At 72.1% G+C, this 15,562-nt stretch carries 14 protein-coding genes; 12 read left to right on the forward strand and 2 right to left on the reverse strand.

The window, feature by feature from the left end; genetic code table 11:
• Nucleotides 1–197 precede the first annotated feature (197 nt).
• From ACIBJC_RS36740 to ACIBJC_RS36770, 7 genes are all read left to right on the forward strand, one after another.
• Nucleotides 198–1,061, forward strand: a complete 864-nt coding sequence (locus ACIBJC_RS36740; protein WP_399300481.1) for a helix-turn-helix domain-containing protein — start codon at nt 198–200, stop codon at nt 1,059–1,061.
• Between the two features lie 49 nt (nt 1,062–1,110).
• Entirely contained in the window at nt 1,111–2,628 is a 1,518-nt protein-coding gene (rimO, locus tag ACIBJC_RS36745) for a 30S ribosomal protein S12 methylthiotransferase RimO (protein ID WP_399300484.1), read from the forward strand.
• Nucleotides 2,625–3,293 carry a CDP-diacylglycerol--glycerol-3-phosphate 3-phosphatidyltransferase gene (pgsA, locus tag ACIBJC_RS36750; protein ID WP_329822572.1) on the forward strand — a complete coding sequence of 223 codons (669 nt, stop codon included), beginning with the start codon at nt 2,625–2,627 and terminating at the stop codon, nt 3,291–3,293. Before rimO ends, pgsA begins: the two co-directional genes overlap by 4 nt.
• Entirely contained in the window at nt 3,290–3,823 is a 534-nt protein-coding gene (locus ACIBJC_RS36755) for a CinA family protein (RefSeq protein WP_399300487.1), read from the forward strand. The genes pgsA and ACIBJC_RS36755 overlap by 4 nt, the downstream gene beginning before the upstream one ends.
• A 109-nt stretch (nt 3,824–3,932) precedes the next feature.
• The gene (locus tag ACIBJC_RS36760; protein WP_329822570.1) at nt 3,933–4,307 is read left to right on the forward strand and encodes a helix-turn-helix transcriptional regulator; all 375 of its coding nucleotides are present in this window, start codon (nt 3,933–3,935) and stop codon (nt 4,305–4,307) included.
• A 263-nt stretch (nt 4,308–4,570) separates the two neighbouring features.
• Nucleotides 4,571–5,041 carry a Dps family protein gene (locus ACIBJC_RS36765; protein WP_399300490.1) on the forward strand — a complete coding sequence of 157 codons (471 nt, stop codon included), beginning with the start codon at nt 4,571–4,573 and terminating at the stop codon, nt 5,039–5,041.
• A gap of 105 nt (nt 5,042–5,146) precedes the next feature.
• Nucleotides 5,147–5,440, forward strand: coding sequence for a hypothetical protein (locus ACIBJC_RS36770; protein ID WP_399300493.1), 294 nt, complete (start codon nt 5,147–5,149; stop codon nt 5,438–5,440).
• On the opposite strand, the gene ACIBJC_RS36775 is transcribed toward ACIBJC_RS36770, so the two are convergent.
• Entirely contained in the window at nt 5,401–6,159 is a 759-nt protein-coding gene (locus ACIBJC_RS36775; RefSeq protein WP_399300496.1) for an Fpg/Nei family DNA glycosylase, read from the reverse strand. The two genes, ACIBJC_RS36770 and ACIBJC_RS36775, sit on opposite strands and share 40 nt — an antisense overlap.
• 201 nt (nt 6,160–6,360) lie before the next feature.
• Nucleotides 6,361–10,983, reverse strand: coding sequence for an ATP-dependent helicase (locus ACIBJC_RS36780; protein ID WP_399300499.1), 4,623 nt, complete (start codon nt 10,981–10,983; stop codon nt 6,361–6,363).
• A gap of 215 nt (nt 10,984–11,198) precedes the next feature.
• On the opposite strand from ACIBJC_RS36780, the gene ACIBJC_RS36785 reads away from it, so the two are divergent.
• The 5 genes from ACIBJC_RS36785 to recA all read left to right on the forward strand — a co-directional run bounded on the left by ACIBJC_RS36785 (nt 11,199) and on the right by recA (nt 15,553).
• Nucleotides 11,199–11,987 (forward strand): AzlC family ABC transporter permease, encoded by a 789-nt coding sequence (locus ACIBJC_RS36785; RefSeq protein ID WP_399300655.1) that lies wholly within the window; start codon nt 11,199–11,201, stop codon nt 11,985–11,987.
• A complete protein-coding gene (locus ACIBJC_RS36790) occupies nt 11,984–12,292 on the forward strand; it encodes an AzlD domain-containing protein (protein WP_399300502.1) in 309 nt (102 codons plus the stop codon). Before ACIBJC_RS36785 ends, ACIBJC_RS36790 begins: the two co-directional genes overlap by 4 nt.
• 298 nt (nt 12,293–12,590) lie before the next feature.
• Nucleotides 12,591–12,785 carry a DUF3046 domain-containing protein gene (locus ACIBJC_RS36795; protein ID WP_399300505.1) on the forward strand — a complete coding sequence of 65 codons (195 nt, stop codon included), beginning with the start codon at nt 12,591–12,593 and terminating at the stop codon, nt 12,783–12,785.
• A gap of 235 nt (nt 12,786–13,020) precedes the next feature.
• Nucleotides 13,021–14,151 carry an AI-2E family transporter gene (locus ACIBJC_RS36800; protein WP_399300658.1) on the forward strand — a complete coding sequence of 377 codons (1,131 nt, stop codon included), beginning with the start codon at nt 13,021–13,023 and terminating at the stop codon, nt 14,149–14,151.
• A 277-nt stretch (nt 14,152–14,428) separates the two neighbouring features.
• Nucleotides 14,429–15,553 (forward strand): recombinase RecA, encoded by a 1,125-nt coding sequence (gene recA / locus ACIBJC_RS36805; protein WP_399300507.1) that lies wholly within the window; start codon nt 14,429–14,431, stop codon nt 15,551–15,553.
• Nucleotides 15,554–15,562 lie beyond the last annotated feature (9 nt).

Below are 15,562 nucleotides of genomic sequence, written 5' to 3' on the forward strand. Positions count from 1 at the left end.
TTTCGGGGGAAGCCGAAGGGCAACCGTTTCCCTTGGGTGGACGTCAAGTTGGGGAGGGGAAAGGCATGATGTTCCTCTCGCACGCCGTCCGGCCCTTCTGATGGCGTACAAAGTGCATCCGCCCGGTTGCCCCACCCTTTCGTACCACCCCTAGACTGAGTGTCCAGCAGGTGGCTACACGCTCGAAAGGCGCCCCCGTGTCCATCGGCAACTCTTCCGACGGCAAGTCCCCCGACGCCAACGCCCCCGACGACCGCGTCCCCGATCCCGGCGCTCCCGACGGCAACTCCCCTGAGGAACAACGGCCTTCGATCGGCCGGACACTCCAGCAGGCCCGTATCGCCGCGCACCGCACGGTCGAGGAGTTGAGCGGCTCCACCCGGGTACGCGTCCCCATCGTGCACGCGATCGAGGAGGACGACTTCTCCCGCTGCGGCGGCGACGTGTACGCCCGCGGCCACATCCGTATGCTCGCGCGCGCGGTCGGACTGGACCCCGAGCCCCTCATCGAACAGTTCGACGCCGAGCGCGGTGGGCGCCCCGCGCCCACACCCGCGGCGCCGATGTTCGAGGCGGAGCGGATCCGTCCGGAGCGCCGTCGGCCCAACTGGACCGCCGCCATGGTCGCCGCGATCGTCGCGGTGGTCGGATTCGTCGGCTTCACGGCGCTCGACAGCACGGACAAGAACGCGAAGAGCAACGAGGTCGCCGACGGCCCGACGCCCGACACCAAGCCCAGCCCCACCAAGACCGGCGCCAAGCCGGAACCCTCCGAGAGCGCCATCGCCGCCGCGCCCCGCGACAAGGTGACGGTGAAGCTGTCGGCCATAGACGACAAGAGCTGGATCTCCGCCAAGGCGCACAACGGCAAACTTCTCTTCGACGGAATCCTTCTCAAGGGTGATTCCAAGACCTTCCAGGATGACGAGCAGATCGATCTGATCCTCGGCAACGCCGGTGCGATCGAGCTGTTCGTGAACGGTAAGAAGGTCGCGGACGAGTTCGAGCCCGGCCAGGTCGAGCGGCTCTCGTACACGCAGGGTGACCCCGAGGTCGGCTGACCAACCCTGCACGGTAAGGGCGGGGCCGGGACAAAGTAGTCTTGAGCCCATGCCCGAACGCCGTACCGTCGCCCTTGTCACTCTTGGCTGCGCCCGTAACGAGGTGGACTCGGAGGAGCTCGCAGGCCGCTTGGCCGCGGATGGCTGGGAGCTCGTCCAGGACGCCTCAGGGGCGGATGTCGCCGTCGTCAACACCTGCGGATTCGTCGAGGCCGCCAAGAAGGACTCCGTCGACGCCCTGCTGGAAGCCAATGATCTGAAGGATCAGGGCAGAACCCAGGCCGTCGTCGCCGTCGGCTGCATGGCCGAGCGGTACGGCAAGGAACTCGCCGAGGCCCTGCCCGAGGCGGACGGGGTCCTCGGCTTCGACGACTACGCCGACATCTCCGACCGCCTCCAGACCATCCTCAACGGCGGCATCCACGCCTCCCACACCCCCCGCGACCGCCGCAAGCTGCTGCCCCTCAGCCCCGTCGAGCGCCAGGGCGCCGAGGTCGCGCTCCCCGGCCACGCACAGGGCGTCGCGGAGATCGCGCCGGCCCCCGAGGACCTGCCCGAGGGGGTCGCTCCGGCCTCCGGGCCGCGGGCGCCGCTGCGCAGGCGCCTCGACACCAGCCCCGTCGCCTCCGTCAAGCTCGCGTCCGGCTGCGACCGCCGCTGCTCCTTCTGCGCCATCCCGTCGTTCCGCGGCTCCTTCATCTCGCGCCGCCCCTCCGACGTGCTCGGCGAGACGCGCTGGCTGGCCGAGCAGGGCGTCAAGGAGGTCATGCTGGTCTCCGAGAACAACACGTCGTACGGCAAGGACCTCGGCGACATCCGGCTGCTGGAGACGCTGCTGCCGGAGCTGGCGGCCGTCGACGGCATCGAGCGGGTACGGGTCAGCTACCTCCAGCCCGCCGAGATGCGGCCCGGGCTGATCGACGTCCTGACGTCGACGCCCAAGGTCGCCCCGTACTTCGACCTGTCCTTCCAGCACTCCGCCCCCGACGTGCTGCGCGCGATGCGGCGCTTCGGCGACACCGACCGCTTCCTGGAACTGCTGGAGACCATCCGGGGAAAGGCGCCGCAGGCCGGCGTGCGCTCCAACTTCATCGTGGGCTTCCCCGGTGAGAGCGAGGCGGACTTCGCAGAGCTGGAACGCTTCCTCACCGGCGCGCGCCTCGACGCCATCGGTGTCTTCGGCTACTCGGACGAGGACGGCACCGAGGCCGCCACGTACGGCGACAAGCTGGACGCCGACCTCGTCGCCGAGCGGCTGGCGCACCTCTCCCGGCTGGCCGAGGAGCTGACCGCGCAGCGGGCCGAGGAGCGGCTCGGCGAGAGCCTTCAGGTGCTCGTCGAATCGGTCGACCCGGACGGCGACGGCGACGAGCCCGCCGTGGGCCGCGCGGCCCACCAGGCGCCCGAGACGGACGGCCAGGTGATCTTCACCTCGCGCGAGGGACTGCGCCCCGGCCGTATGGTCGAGGCGAAGGTGGTCGGGACCGAAGGCGTGGACCTGGTCGCCGAGTGCTACGAGCTTCCGGGGGACGACTCACGGATCCCGGGTGAGGAGGCGGCCAGATGACCGGAGTCCCGGCGTCCGCGGCGGGCGGTACCGGCGCGAAGCCGGCGCCCGGCGCCAAGCTGGCGGCGGTGGTGGTCAATCAGGCCAGTCTGTGGAACATCGCCAACATCCTCACCATGGTGCGACTGGTGCTCGTGCCCTGCTTCGTGTACCTGCTGCTCCAGGACGGCGGATACGACCCCGTCTGGCGCGCCTGGGCGTGGGCCGCCTTCGCCGTAGCGATGATCACGGACATCTTCGACGGCCACCTGGCCCGTACGTACAACCTGGTCACCGACTTCGGCAAGATCGCCGACCCGATCGCGGACAAGGCGATCATGGGCGCCGCGCTGCTCTGTCTCTCCGCGCTCGGCGATCTGCCGTGGTGGGTGACGGGCGTCATCCTCTTCCGCGAGCTGGGGATCACCCTGATGCGGTTCTGGGTGATCAGACACGGGGTGATCCCGGCCAGCCGCGGCGGCAAGATGAAGACGCTGACGCAGGGGGTCGCCGTGGGGATGTACGTCCTCGCGCTGACCGGGCCGCTGGCCACGCTGCGGTTCTGGGTGATGGCGGCGGCGGTCGTCCTGACGGTGCTCACGGGGCTCGACTACGTACGGCAGGCGGTCGTCCTGCGACGCCAGGGGCTGGCCGCGGAGCGCGCCGAGGAGGAATCCGCTCGGTGAGCGATACGGCGACCGGGGCGGGGGCCCGTGCCGCGCGGGTGCTGGAGCTGCTGGCCGGCCGCGGCGGGACGCTGGCCGTGGCGGAGTCCCTGACCGGCGGTCTGGTGGCCGCGGAGCTGACCGCCGTCCCCGGGGCCTCCCGGGCCTTCCGCGGGGCCGTGACGGCCTATGCGACGGACCTCAAGCGGGACGTCCTGGGCGTGGACGGGGCCCTGCTCGACGAGCGCGGCGCCGTGGACCCCGAGGTCGCACGGCAGATGGCGGCCGGGGTACGCGGCGCGCTGGGCGCCGACTGGGGCGTCGCGACGACGGGGGTGGCGGGCCCGGAGCCGCAGGACGGGCAGCCGGTCGGAACGGTGTACGTGGCGGTCGCGGGACCGGAAGGCGTCGGGAAAGTGGCCACGCTGCGATTGAACGGCGACCGGGCGGACATCCGTAAAGAGAGTGTACGGAGCGTACTGGGACTGCTCCTCGGCGAACTCTCCGGGAACGGGCGGACACAGGATACGGAAGAGAACGGGGGGATTTGATGTTTACAGCCCTGAGTGAACACGACATCGCTCCCCGCACGGCCGCCGCGCAAGGCGGTACGGTGGGGCGTGAAGGATGCGGCTACGCGGTCCGAGGAGGGAGCCACCGATGATTCTGCTCCGTCGCCTGCTGGGTGACGTGCTGCGTCGGCAGCGCCAGCGCCAGGGCCGTACTCTGCGCGAAGTCTCCTCGTCCGCCCGAGTCTCGCTCGGCTATCTTTCCGAGGTTGAGCGGGGGCAGAAGGAGGCTTCCTCCGAACTGCTCTCCGCGATCTGCGACGCGCTTGACGTACGGATGTCCGAGCTCATGCGCGAAGTGAGCGACGAACTGTCGTTGGCGGAGCTGGCCGCGTCGGCGGCGGCGAACGAGCCGGTGCCCGCGCCAGTACGACCCATGCTCAATTCCGTCTCTGTGACGTCGGTGGCCGGAGTGCCGACGGAGCGGGTGACGATCAAGGCACCCGCGGACGTCGTCGCCGCCTGATGGCGCGGGTTTGAGGTGATGGACCGGGCCCCGGTCGGTAGCGATACCGGCCGGGGCTTCGGCATGTCCGGAGATGACCTCGCTGATCTCCGCGCGGGCAGGAGGCCCGTTGCCGTCAGGCCGCGGCCCCAGGGTCGGCGGGGCGCGGCCCTCGATGGTCCGGATGACCGTTTTGTTCCCCTGTGTCATGGTGGACACGGAGCCTGATGAGGCCGGTGAGGCCCATCGGGCCGGTGGAGTCGACGGAACACTGGAGGGCCCGTATGTCTGTCGTGAAGAGTTCCCTGTCCGAGGAGGACCTGAAGCTGGTCGGTGAGGCGCTGCAAGGCGCGCTCGTGGATCTGGTGGATCTCTCGCTCGTCGCCAAACAGGTGCACTGGAACATCGTCGGGCCGCGCTTCCGCTCCGTACACCTCCAGCTCGACGAAGTCGTCACCACGGCGCGGCAGCACTCGGACACGGTCGCGGAGCGGGCCTCGGCGATCGGTGTGACCCCCGACGGGCGGGCCGCGACGGTGGCGGGGACCAGCGCGATCGGCCCGGTCCCCAACGGCTGGATCAAGGACACGGACGCGGTACGGACCCTGGTGGACGCGCTCGGCGCGGTGGTCACGCGGATGCGTGAGCGCGTCGAGGTGACGGACAAGCCGGATCCGGTGACGCAGGACATTCTGATCCAGGTCACGGCCGATCTTGAGAAGCACGCGTGGATGTTCCAGGCGGAGAGCGCGTAGCGCGCGGCGCACGCCGTGGATGTGCGCCGATGCGCCCTCCCGGCCGGTGATCGTGCGGGTCCAGCGTCGGTCGGCGTCCCGTGACGTCGGCCGGAGGAGGCAGCCATGGCGCGGCGATGGATCCTTCCGCCCGCCGTCGCGCCTGCCGTCGTCCTCGGTGTTCTAGGTGTTCTCGGCGTCCTCGGCGGGGTGTGGTGGTGGGCCGTGCTGCGGCTCGTGCTGGTGCCCGAGCACACCGGGGTGGTGGAGGCCGCGGTGGCGGCGGGCGGCTGGGGGCTGAGCCTGCTGCCGGTGCACGCCGCCGCGCCGCGGGGAAAGCGGGGCCGGGCGGGGAGTCAGGGGCGGGCACCGGCGGACCGTCACGAAGTGGGGCCGGACTGGCAGCGGGGGCACCAGTAGGCGGGGCGTCCGTCCTGGTCGGCCGTACGGATCGGGGTGCCGCAGCGGGGACAGGGCCGGTGGGCGCGGTCGTAGACGTACAGCTTCCTGCGGTTGCCGGGCCGCTCCCGGTTGGCTTCGAGCAGACTCTTGGCCGCCGTCACCAGACGCTCGGGTGAGGGGAGTTCGCCGACCGGAAGCCATGGGGTCGCGCGAACGAGGAAGCAGGTCTCGGACTTGAAGATGTTGCCGATCCCGGCCAGGTTGCGCTGGTCGAGCAGGGCCTCCCCGATGGGGCGGGCGGGGTCGGAGAGCAGACGCCGCAGGGCGACGGCGGGGTCCCAGTCGGGGCCGAGCAGATCGGGGCCGAGATGGCCGACCACCCGGTCCTCGTCGCCGGTACGGAGGAGTTCCAGGACGGGCAGCCGGTAGCCGACGGCGGTGTGCCCGGCCGTGCCGAGGATCGCCCGGATCTGATGCGCCGGGCCGCCGCGCCAGCGCTCATCCGGGGCGTAGACCTGCCACGCGCCGTCCATCCGCAGATGCGAGTGGAGGGTGAGTCCGCCCTCGATCCGGGTGAGCAGGTGCTTTCCGCGCGGGGTGACGTCGAGGACGGTCCTGCCGGTGAGATCGGCGGTCGCGAACCGGGGGACCCGCAGGTCGGAGCGGGTCAGCGCATGCCCGGCGAGGGCGGTGTGCAGGCGCCGGGCGGTCTGCCGGACGGTGTCTCCTTCGGGCATGTCTCCCATGATGCGCGACGGGGCGGGAACGGTCTTGGCGGGCGTTCGGGCGGTGGTTTTCGGGGTCGCCGTGGGGAGAGGCCCCGGGATGGCCCCGATGGGTCCCGGGGAGGGGGCTTGGGGAGGGGGAGGGGGGCGCGGGGAGAGGAGAGGCCGTGGGGAGGGGCCGTGGGGAGGTCCGTAGGGAGGTCCGCCACCCGGTCAGGCGCGCAGGCGCAGGCCTCTGGGGGTGGCGTGGAAGCCCGCCGATTCCAGGGCCCGGCCCAGCGGTGACGTCAGGGCCGGTGTGCCGTTGGCCCGCTCGACCGTGACCGTACCGAGCGCGCCCGCGCGGGCCGCGTCCGCCAGCGCCCCGGCGGCGGCCGCCAGCGCGGGGGCCTGCGGATCCGTGACCCAGGCCAGCAGGGTCTTTCCGCCGCGCTCCATGTAGAGGGTCAGCTCACCGTCGACCAGGACGACCAGGGAGCCGGCCTTGCGCCCCGGTTTGTGGCCCGCGCCGTCCGGCGGCTCCGGCCAGGGCAGCGCGGCCCCGTAGGCGTTGGCGGGATCGGCCGCGGCGAGCACCACGGCACGGGGCGCGGCCTGCTCGGAGGCGCGGTCCCGGGCCGTCGCCGCGGCCCGCAGTCGGTCGACCGCCCCGTCCATCGCGAACTGGGCGGCGCCCAACCCCTCCACGACATAGCCGCGACGGGCCTGACCGCTGTCCTCGAAGGCCGACAGCACGCGGTACGTGGCGGAGAAGCCGCCCGCCACGCCCTCGGCCGCGACCGCGCCCCGGGTCACCACACCGTGACGGTCGAGGAGGGTGCGGGCCAGGGCGTGGGCGCGGTGCGTGGGGTCGGGCTCCGGCTCGGGAAGGAGTGACCAGCGCCCGCTCACGGTCGGCGGGCCCGTACGGGACGCGGGTCTGGCCGCGGCCGTGAGGGTGCCGTACCGGCCGCGGGGCACCGGGCGGCGCGCGCGGTGGGCCGTGGAGCCCGCCGTACGGCCGGAGCCGAGCAGCGAGCGCAGCGGGGCCAGCGTGTCGTTGGTGAGCCGTCCCGACCAGGCCAGGTCCCAGACGGCGTCCGCCAGTTGGGGGTCGGTCGCCTCGGGGTGGGTGGTGGCGCGTACCTGGTCGGCGATCTGCCGGAAGAACAGCCCGTACCCGCCCGAGAGCGTGGTCAGCACCGACGCGTGCAGAGCGGTCTGCTCCAGCGGATGCGGGGCGGGGAGCAGCAGCGGAGCGGCGTCGGCGAGATAGAGCGAGACCCAGCCGTCCTTGCCCGGCAGCGCGCCGGCTCCGGCCCACAGGACCTCGCCCGTGGTGGTCAGTTCGTCCAGGAGCGCCGGGGTGTAGCCGGCGACCCGGGACGGCAGGATCAGCTTCTCCAGCGCGGACGCGGGGACGGGGGCGCCCTGCACCTGCTCGACGGCGCGGGCGAGCCCGTCGATGCCGCGCAGGCTGTCGCCGCTCAGATGCTGCCACTGGGGGAGGAAGGTGGCGAGCGCGGCGGGCGCGACCGGCTCCAGCTCCTGGCGCAGCGCGGCCAGGGAGCGGCGGCGCAGCCTGCGGAGCACCGTGGCGTCGCACCACTCCTGACCGATGCCGGACGGATGGAACTCGCCCTGGACGACCCGGGCGCTCGCGGCGAGACGCTGGAGCGCGCCGTCCGTGACCGCCGTCCCGAGACCGAAGCGCTCCGCCGCCGTGGACGAGGTGAACGGGCCGTGCGTACGGGCGTGGCGGGCGAGCAGATCGCCCAGCGGGTCCTTGACCGGTTCGGTGAACGCCTCGGGGACACCGACCGGCAGCGCCGTGCCCAGGGCGTCCCGCAGCCGGCCGGCGTCCTCGATCGCCGCCCAGTGGTCCGCCCCGGCGATACGGACCTTGATGGCACGACGGGCCGCGGCCAGCTCCTTCGCCCAGGAGACCGGCGCGCCGCGCTCGGCCAGCTCGTCGTCGGTGAGCGGGCCGAGAACCCGCAGCAGGTCGGCGACGCCCTCGGCGTCCTTGACGCGCCGGTCCTCCGTCAGCCACTGGAGCTCCCGCTCCAGCTCCGTGAGGACCTCGGGGTCGAGCAGCTCCCGCAGCTCGGCCTGGCCCAGCAGCTCGGCGAGCAACCGGGAGTCCAGCGACAGGGCGGCGGCCCGCCGCTCGGCGAGGGGCGAGTCGCCCTCGTACAGGAACTGGGCGACGTAGCCGAAGAGCAGGGACCGGGCGAAAGGGGAGGGCTCGGGGGTGGTGACCTCGACGAGCCGGACCCGGCGGGACTCGATGTCGCCCATCAGCTCGGTGAGGCCGGGGACGTCGAAGACGTCCTGAAGGCACTCCCGCACCGCCTCCAGCACGATGGGGAACGAGCCGAACTCGCTCGCCACCTGGAGGAGCTGGGCGGCGCGCTGGCGCTGCTGCCACAGCGGGGTGCGCTTGCCGGGGCTGCGGCGCGGCAGCAGCAGCGCCCGCGCGGCGCACTCCCGGAACCGGGAGGCGAACAGGGCGGAGCCGCCGACCTGTTCCGTGACGATGCCGCGGATCTCGCCCGTGTCGAAGGCGACGTCCGCGGCGCCCAGCGGGGCCTGCTCGCTGTCGAAGGCGGTACCGGCTCGGTCCGGCGGCTCCTCGTCGAGGAGATCCAGGCCCATCAGATCGGCGTCGGGAAGCCGCAGCACGATGCCGTCGTCGGCGTGCATGACCTGCGCGTCCATGCCGTACCGCTCGGAGAGCCTGGCCCCCAGGGCCAGCGCCCACGGAGCGTGCACCTGGGCGCCGAACGGGGAGTGGATCACCACCCGCCAGTCGCCCAGCTCGTCACGGAACCGCTCGACCAGGATCGTCCGGTCGTCGGGGATGTGCCCGCAGGCGCGGCGCTGCTCGTCCAGGTACGACAGCAGATTGCCGGCCGCCCAGTCGTCCAGGCCCGCCGTCATCAGGCGCAGTCGCGCGTCGTCCTCAGGAAGCGAGCCGACCTCGCGCAGGAACGCGCCGACCGCGCGGCCCAGCTCCAGCGGGCGGCCGAGCTGGTCGCCCTTCCAGAAGGGCAGCCGTCCCGGGGCGCCGGGGGCCGGGGTGACCAGGACGCGGTCCCGGGTGATGTCCTCGATCCGCCAGGACGTCGTCCCCAAGGTGAAGACATCGCCCACCCGCGACTCGTACACCATCTCCTCGTCCAGCTCGCCGACCCGGCCGCCGCCCTTCTTGGGGTCGGCTCCGGCGAGGAAGACCCCGAAGAGACCGCGGTCGGGGATCGTGCCGCCGGAAGTGACGGCGAGGCGCTGGGCGCCCGGGCGGCCCGTGACCGTACCCGCGACGCGGTCCCACACCACCCGTGGCCGCAGCTCCGCGAAGGCGTCGGAGGGGTAGCGCCCGGCGAGCATGTCCAGCACGGCGTGGAACGCCGAGTCGGGCAGGGCGGCGAACGGCGCGGCCCGGCGGACCACCGCGAGCAGATCGTCCACCAGCCGGGTGTCCAGCGCGACCATGGCGACAAGCTGCTGGGCCAGCACGTCCAGCGGATTGGCGGGCACGCGCAGCGCCTCGATGGACCCGCCGCGCATCCGCTCCGTGACCACCGCCGCCTGCACCAGATCGCCGCGGTACTTCGGGAAGACGACGCCCGTGGAGACCGCGCCGACCTGATGGCCGGCCCGGCCCACCCGCTGGAGACCGGAGGCGACCGAGGGCGGCGACTCGACCTGGACGACCAGATCCACGGCGCCCATGTCGATGCCCAGCTCCAGACTGGAGGTGGCCACGACGGCGGGCAGCCGGCCCGCCTTGAGATCCTCCTCGACCTGGGAACGCTGCTCCTTGGAGACCGAGCCGTGATGCGCCCGGGCCAGCAGGGGAGGCGCGCCCTTGGCCGCGCCCGACTGGGCCATCACCTCGGCCGGGGAGTGCTCCTCGGGCATCGTCCGCCCCGTCGCGCGTTCGTACGCGATCTCGTTGAGCCGGTTGCACAGCCGCTCGGCCAGGCGGCGGGAGTTGGCGAACACGATCGTGGAGCGGTGGGCCTGGACGAGATCGGCGATCCGCTCCTCCACATGCGGCCAGATCGACGGCTTCTCCCCGCTCTCCGTCTCCGAGGCGGGGGAGCCACCGAGCTCGCCCAGATCCTCGACCGGGACGACGACGGACAGGTCGAACTCCTTGCCGGAGGGCGGCTGGACGATCTCCACCCGGCGCTGCGGCGACAGATAGCGGGCCACTTCCTCCACCGGACGCACCGTCGCGGACAGGCCGATCCGGCGGGCCGGGCGCGGCAGCAGCTCATCGAGCCGCTCCAGGGAGAGGGCGAGGTGGGCCCCGCGCTTCGTCCCGGCCACGGCGTGCACCTCGTCCAGGATCACCGTCTCGACGCCCGCGAGCGCGTCCCGCGCGGAGGACGTGAGCATCAGGAACAGCGACTCGGGGGTGGTGATCAGGATGTCCGGCGGCCTCGTCGCCATCGACCTGCGGTCGGCGGGCGGGGTGTCGCCCGAGCGGATACCGACGCGCACCTGCGGCTCGGGCAGCCCACGCCGTACGGACTCCTGCCGGATCCCCGTGAGCGGGCTGCGCAGATTGCGCTCCACGTCGACCGCGAGCGCCTTCAGCGGCGATACGTACAGCACCCGGCACCGCTTCTTCGCCTCGGCGGGCGGCGGCGAGGCGGCGAGCTCGTCCAGCGCGGCGAGGAAGGCGGCCAGCGTCTTGCCGGAGCCCGTCGGCGCGACCACCAGCACGTCCGACCCCTCCTGGAGGGCGCGCCACGCACCTTCCTGCGCCGCGGTGGGCGCGGAGAAGGCCCCCGTGAACCAGCCGCGGGTCGCGGGGGAGAAGGAGTCGAGCGCGGTGCGTGCCATGCCCCCATCGTGCACCCGCCCACTGACAATCGCCCGGACCTGGGGAAACGGGCCCGGGCCGCGGCAGAGGGGCTGTGGGGATGCGGGGTCGCCGGGCAGCGGGACCGCGGGGCTGTGGGGTGCGAGAACGTACAAGACCTGGGGGTCCCGTACCGCGTAGCGTCTGCGACGTGGCAGAACAGACAGCGTCCGCTTCCGCGGACATACCGGCCGGCATACCGGCGGACGGCCCCGGGGGCAGCACCCCGCGACCCTCGCCCAGTCCCTCCGCCCCGTCCAAACCCGACTCCGCCGTGGTGCGCGACGCCCTCGGCGTCGGCATCGCCGTCGGGCTCTCGGGATTCGCCTTCGGCGTCACCTCGGCGGGCGCGGGGCTCACCGTGGCGCAGACCTGCGCGCTCAGCCTGCTGGTCTTCACCGGCGCCTCGCAGTTCGCGCTCGTCGGCGCGCTCGCGGCCGGCGGGAATCCCCTCACCGCCGCGGCGGGCGCGTTCTTCCTGGGCGTACGCAACGCCTTCTACGGCCTCAGACTCTCCCAGTTGCTGCGGCTGCCGGGCCCCGTACGCCCGTTCGCCGCGCAGTGGGTGATCGACGAGACGGCCGCGGTCGCCCTCGCCCAGCCCACCCGGCGCGCCGCCAGGATCGGCTTCACCGTCACCGGGCTCACGCTCTACACGCTGTGGAACCTGACCACCCTGGCCGGGGCACTGGGCGCGGAGGCCCTCGGCGACACCGATGCGTGGGGGCTCGACGCCGCCGGCCCCGCCGTCTTTCTCGCGCTGCTCGCGCCGATGCTCCGTACCACCACCGAACGCGCCGTCGCGGGCCTCGCCGTCGTCCTGGGGCTCGGGCTGCTGCCGGTGCTGCCCGGTGGGGTCCCGGTGCTCGTCGCGGCGCTCGCCGCCCCCACCGTGCTCTGGCTCCAGGGCCGCGGACTCGGCGCGCGCCGGACGCCCTCCGGCGGGCCGCGGGACACCGGCCGCACGAAGGGAACGGACCGTTGACCGTCTGGATCGCGATCGGCGCGACCGCCGTCGGCTGCTACCTCCTCAAGCTGCTGGGACTGCTCGTCCCCGCGGGCGTGCTGGAGCGCCCGCTCGTCCAGCGGCTGTCCGCCCTGCTGCCCGTCGCCCTGCTCGCCGCACTCACCGCGCAGCAGACCTTCAGCGCGAACGGCGCACTCGTCCTGGACGCCCGGGGCGCGGGAGTCGCCGCGGCGGCCCTCGCGCTGGTGCTGCGCGCCCCGTTCCTGGTGGTCGTCGGCGCCGCGGTGGTCGTCACGGCGGCGGTACGGGCCGTGTCCGGCTGACCGGGCGCGGCCGCGCGCCGCGCGGGCCAGCGGCCCTCTTGCAGGACCACGAAAAACATAACTGTGAGAGTTCTTCTGCGGCCCGGGATGGGTTGCTGTCAGGCTCGGCGCCGATGATCCGGCATGACTCGAAACATAACTGGCGCCCCGTCAGGGGCTGCCGTTCCCCCGAGATGTCTGCCGGACATCGGCGTCGACCTGGCCCACCCGTTGGCTTGATCAGCAGCTTGTCCGCCTTGCGGCGTGACTCATCGGGGGACGGGCCGGGCCGCACTCTGAGGGGCGGGATACTGGGCGCATGCGGTTGACGATTTTCTGGGAGCGGATGGCGGACCACTTCGGCGCCGCCTACGCGGATTCCTTCGCCCGTGACCACGTGATGGCCGAACTGGGCGGCCGTACGGTGCACGAGGCGCTCGACGCGGGCTGGGAGACCAAGGACGTGTGGCGCGCCGTGTGCGACGCCATGGGTGTGCCGGCCGAGAATCGCTGACGCGTGGCCCGTCAGGACCGGGCAGGGATCCGGTGCGAAAGCCCGGACCGCGGGGCCGGTTGTCACAGCCGTAGTCCAGACTGACTCCGTGGCACCGAACGACAGCACCGCCTCGGACGTACAACCCCCGATCCCTCCGCCGGACTCCGCGCGGGAGACCCCGCACGCCGCGTCCTCCGGGACGCCAGCGGGGCCGTCCCCGCGCCCGGCCGTAGCGGACGGCGGGGGCGACCGTATGCCCCGCTGGCTACCGCGTGCCATGGTCCTCGCGCTGGCCCTCGTCGCCTGCTTCCAGCTCGGCATCTGGGCGTTCCATCAGATCTTCGGGCTGCTCATCAATGTGCTGATCGCCTTCTTCCTGGCGCTGGCGGTGGAGCCCGCGGTCAGCCGCATGGCGGACCGCGGGATGCGGCGCGGACTCGCCACTTTCCTCGTCTTCTTCGGGGTGCTGATCGCGAGCGCCGGCTTCGTGGTGATGCTCGGTTCGATACTGGCGAGCCAGATCATCGACATCGTCGACTCCTTCCCCCAGTACCTCGACTCGGTGATCAACTGGATCAACCTGACGTTCCACACCGAGCTGTCCCGGGTCGCCGTCCAGGACAGCCTGCTGCACTCGGACTGGCTCCAGAGGTACGTGCAGAACAGCGCGAGCGGCGTCCTCGACGTCTCCACCACCGTGCTGGGCGGACTGTTCCGGGTTCTGACGATCTTCCTGTTCTCCTTCTACTTCGCCGCCGACGGGCCCCGGCTGCGCCGCGGGCTCTGCTCCGTCCTGCCGCCCGCCCGGCAGGCGGAGGTGCTGCGGGCCTGGGAGATCGCGGTCGTGAAGACCGGCGGATATCTCTACTCGCGCGGACTGATGGCCCTCATCTCCGGTGTCGCGCATTACGTCCTGCTGGAGATCCTGGGCGTTCCGTACGCGCCGGCGCTCGCGATGTGGGTGGGGCTGGTCTCCCAGTTCATCCCGACCATCGGCACGTATCTGGCGGGCGCCCTGCCCATGCTGATCGCCTTCACCGTGGACCCCTGGTACGCGCTGTGGGTCCTCGGCTTCGTCGTGATCTACCAGCAGTTCGAGAACTACATGCTCCAGCCCAAGCTCACCGCCCGGTCCGTGGACATCCACCCGGCGGTGGCCTTCGGCTCGGTCATCGCGGGTACGGCGCTGCTGGGCCCCGTCGGCGCGCTGATCTCGATCCCCGCCGTCGCGACCCTTCAGGCGTTTCTCGGCGCGTACGTGAAGAGGTACGAGGTGATGGACGACCCGCGGGTGAGGGGCGGCCGGCGGCGCCGGGACATCCCGCTGCTGGGGCAGATACGGCGGGTGCTGCGCACGCGGGAGGATGGCCGCGACCGTCCTTAGGCGCACCGCCGTCGCCGTTTCCGGGCGTACCGCGGGCCCGGCGCGTGTCGCTTGACACAAAAATCGAACATCCATTCTCATGGGAGAGCTGCCGGTGTTTCCCCGGCCCGGTCGGCGGTGTTCTGTGGTGGCGTGACGGGGGCGTCGGCCGACGGCCGGCCCGGCCGAGTTGTCCATAGTTGTCCACAGGCGGGGAGGCGTCGGGGACGCGTTGTCAGTGGCAGGGGATAGCGTCGTTGACGTGAAGCGATCGACTCAAGCAAATCGGGTGGAACCCATGGCAGGAACCGACCGCGAGAAGGCGCTCGACGCCGCTCTCGCACAAATTGAACGGCAATTCGGCAAGGGCGCAGTGATGCGCATGGGCGACCGGCCGAACGACCCCATCGAGGTCATCCCCACGGGATCGACCGCGCTCGACGTCGCGCTCGGCGTCGGCGGTCTGCCGCGCGGCCGCGTGGTGGAGGTGTACGGCCCCGAGTCCTCCGGCAAGACGACGCTGACGCTGCACGCCGTGGCGAACGCGCAGCGGCTGGGCGGCGCGGTGGCCTTCGTGGACGCCGAGCACGCCCTCGACCCCGAGTACGCGAAGAAGCTCGGCGTCGACATCGACAATCTGCTCCTCTCCCAGCCGGACAACGGTGAGCAGGCCCTCGAAATCGTGGACATGCTGGTCCGCTCCGGCGCGCTCGACCTCATCGTCATCGACTCCGTCGCGGCGCTGGTGCCCCGTGCGGAGATCGAGGGCGAGATGGGCGACTCGCACGTCGGTCTCCAGGCGCGGCTGATGAGCCAGGCGCTCCGGAAGATCACCAGCGCGCTCAACCAGTCCAAGACCACCGCGATCTTCATCAACCAGCTCCGCGAGAAGATCGGCGTGATGTTCGGCTCACCGGAGACCACGACCGGTGGCCGGGCGCTCAAGTTCTACGCGTCGGTCCGGCTCGACATCCGCCGTATCGAGACACTGAAGGACGGCACCGAGGCCGTCGGCAACCGCACCCGGGTCAAGGTCGTCAAGAACAAGGTCGCGCCGCCCTTCAAGCAGGCCGAGTTCGACATCCTCTACGGCCAGGGCATCAGCCGCGAGGGCGGCCTGATCGACATGGGCGTGGAGCACGGCTTCGTCCGCAAGGCCGGCGCCTGGTACACGTACGAGGGCGACCAGCTCGGCCAGGGCAAGGAGAATTCCCGCAACTTCCTCAAGGACAACCCCGATCTCGCCAATGAGATCGAGAAGAAGATCCTGGAGAAGCTGGGGGTCGGGGTCCAGCCGCAGGCACCGGCGGCCGAGCCGGGCGCGGACGCCGCGGGCGCCCCCGCCTCCGGGGACGAGCCGGTGAAGCCGGTGGCCGCTGCCTCCAAGGCCAGGTCGGCCAAGTCGGCAGCGGCCAAGAGTTAGTTCGTCACC

It is taken from the genome of Streptomyces sp. NPDC050509 (genome assembly GCF_044457965.1).
Lineage (GTDB): Bacteria > Actinomycetota > Actinomycetes > Streptomycetales > Streptomycetaceae > Streptomyces.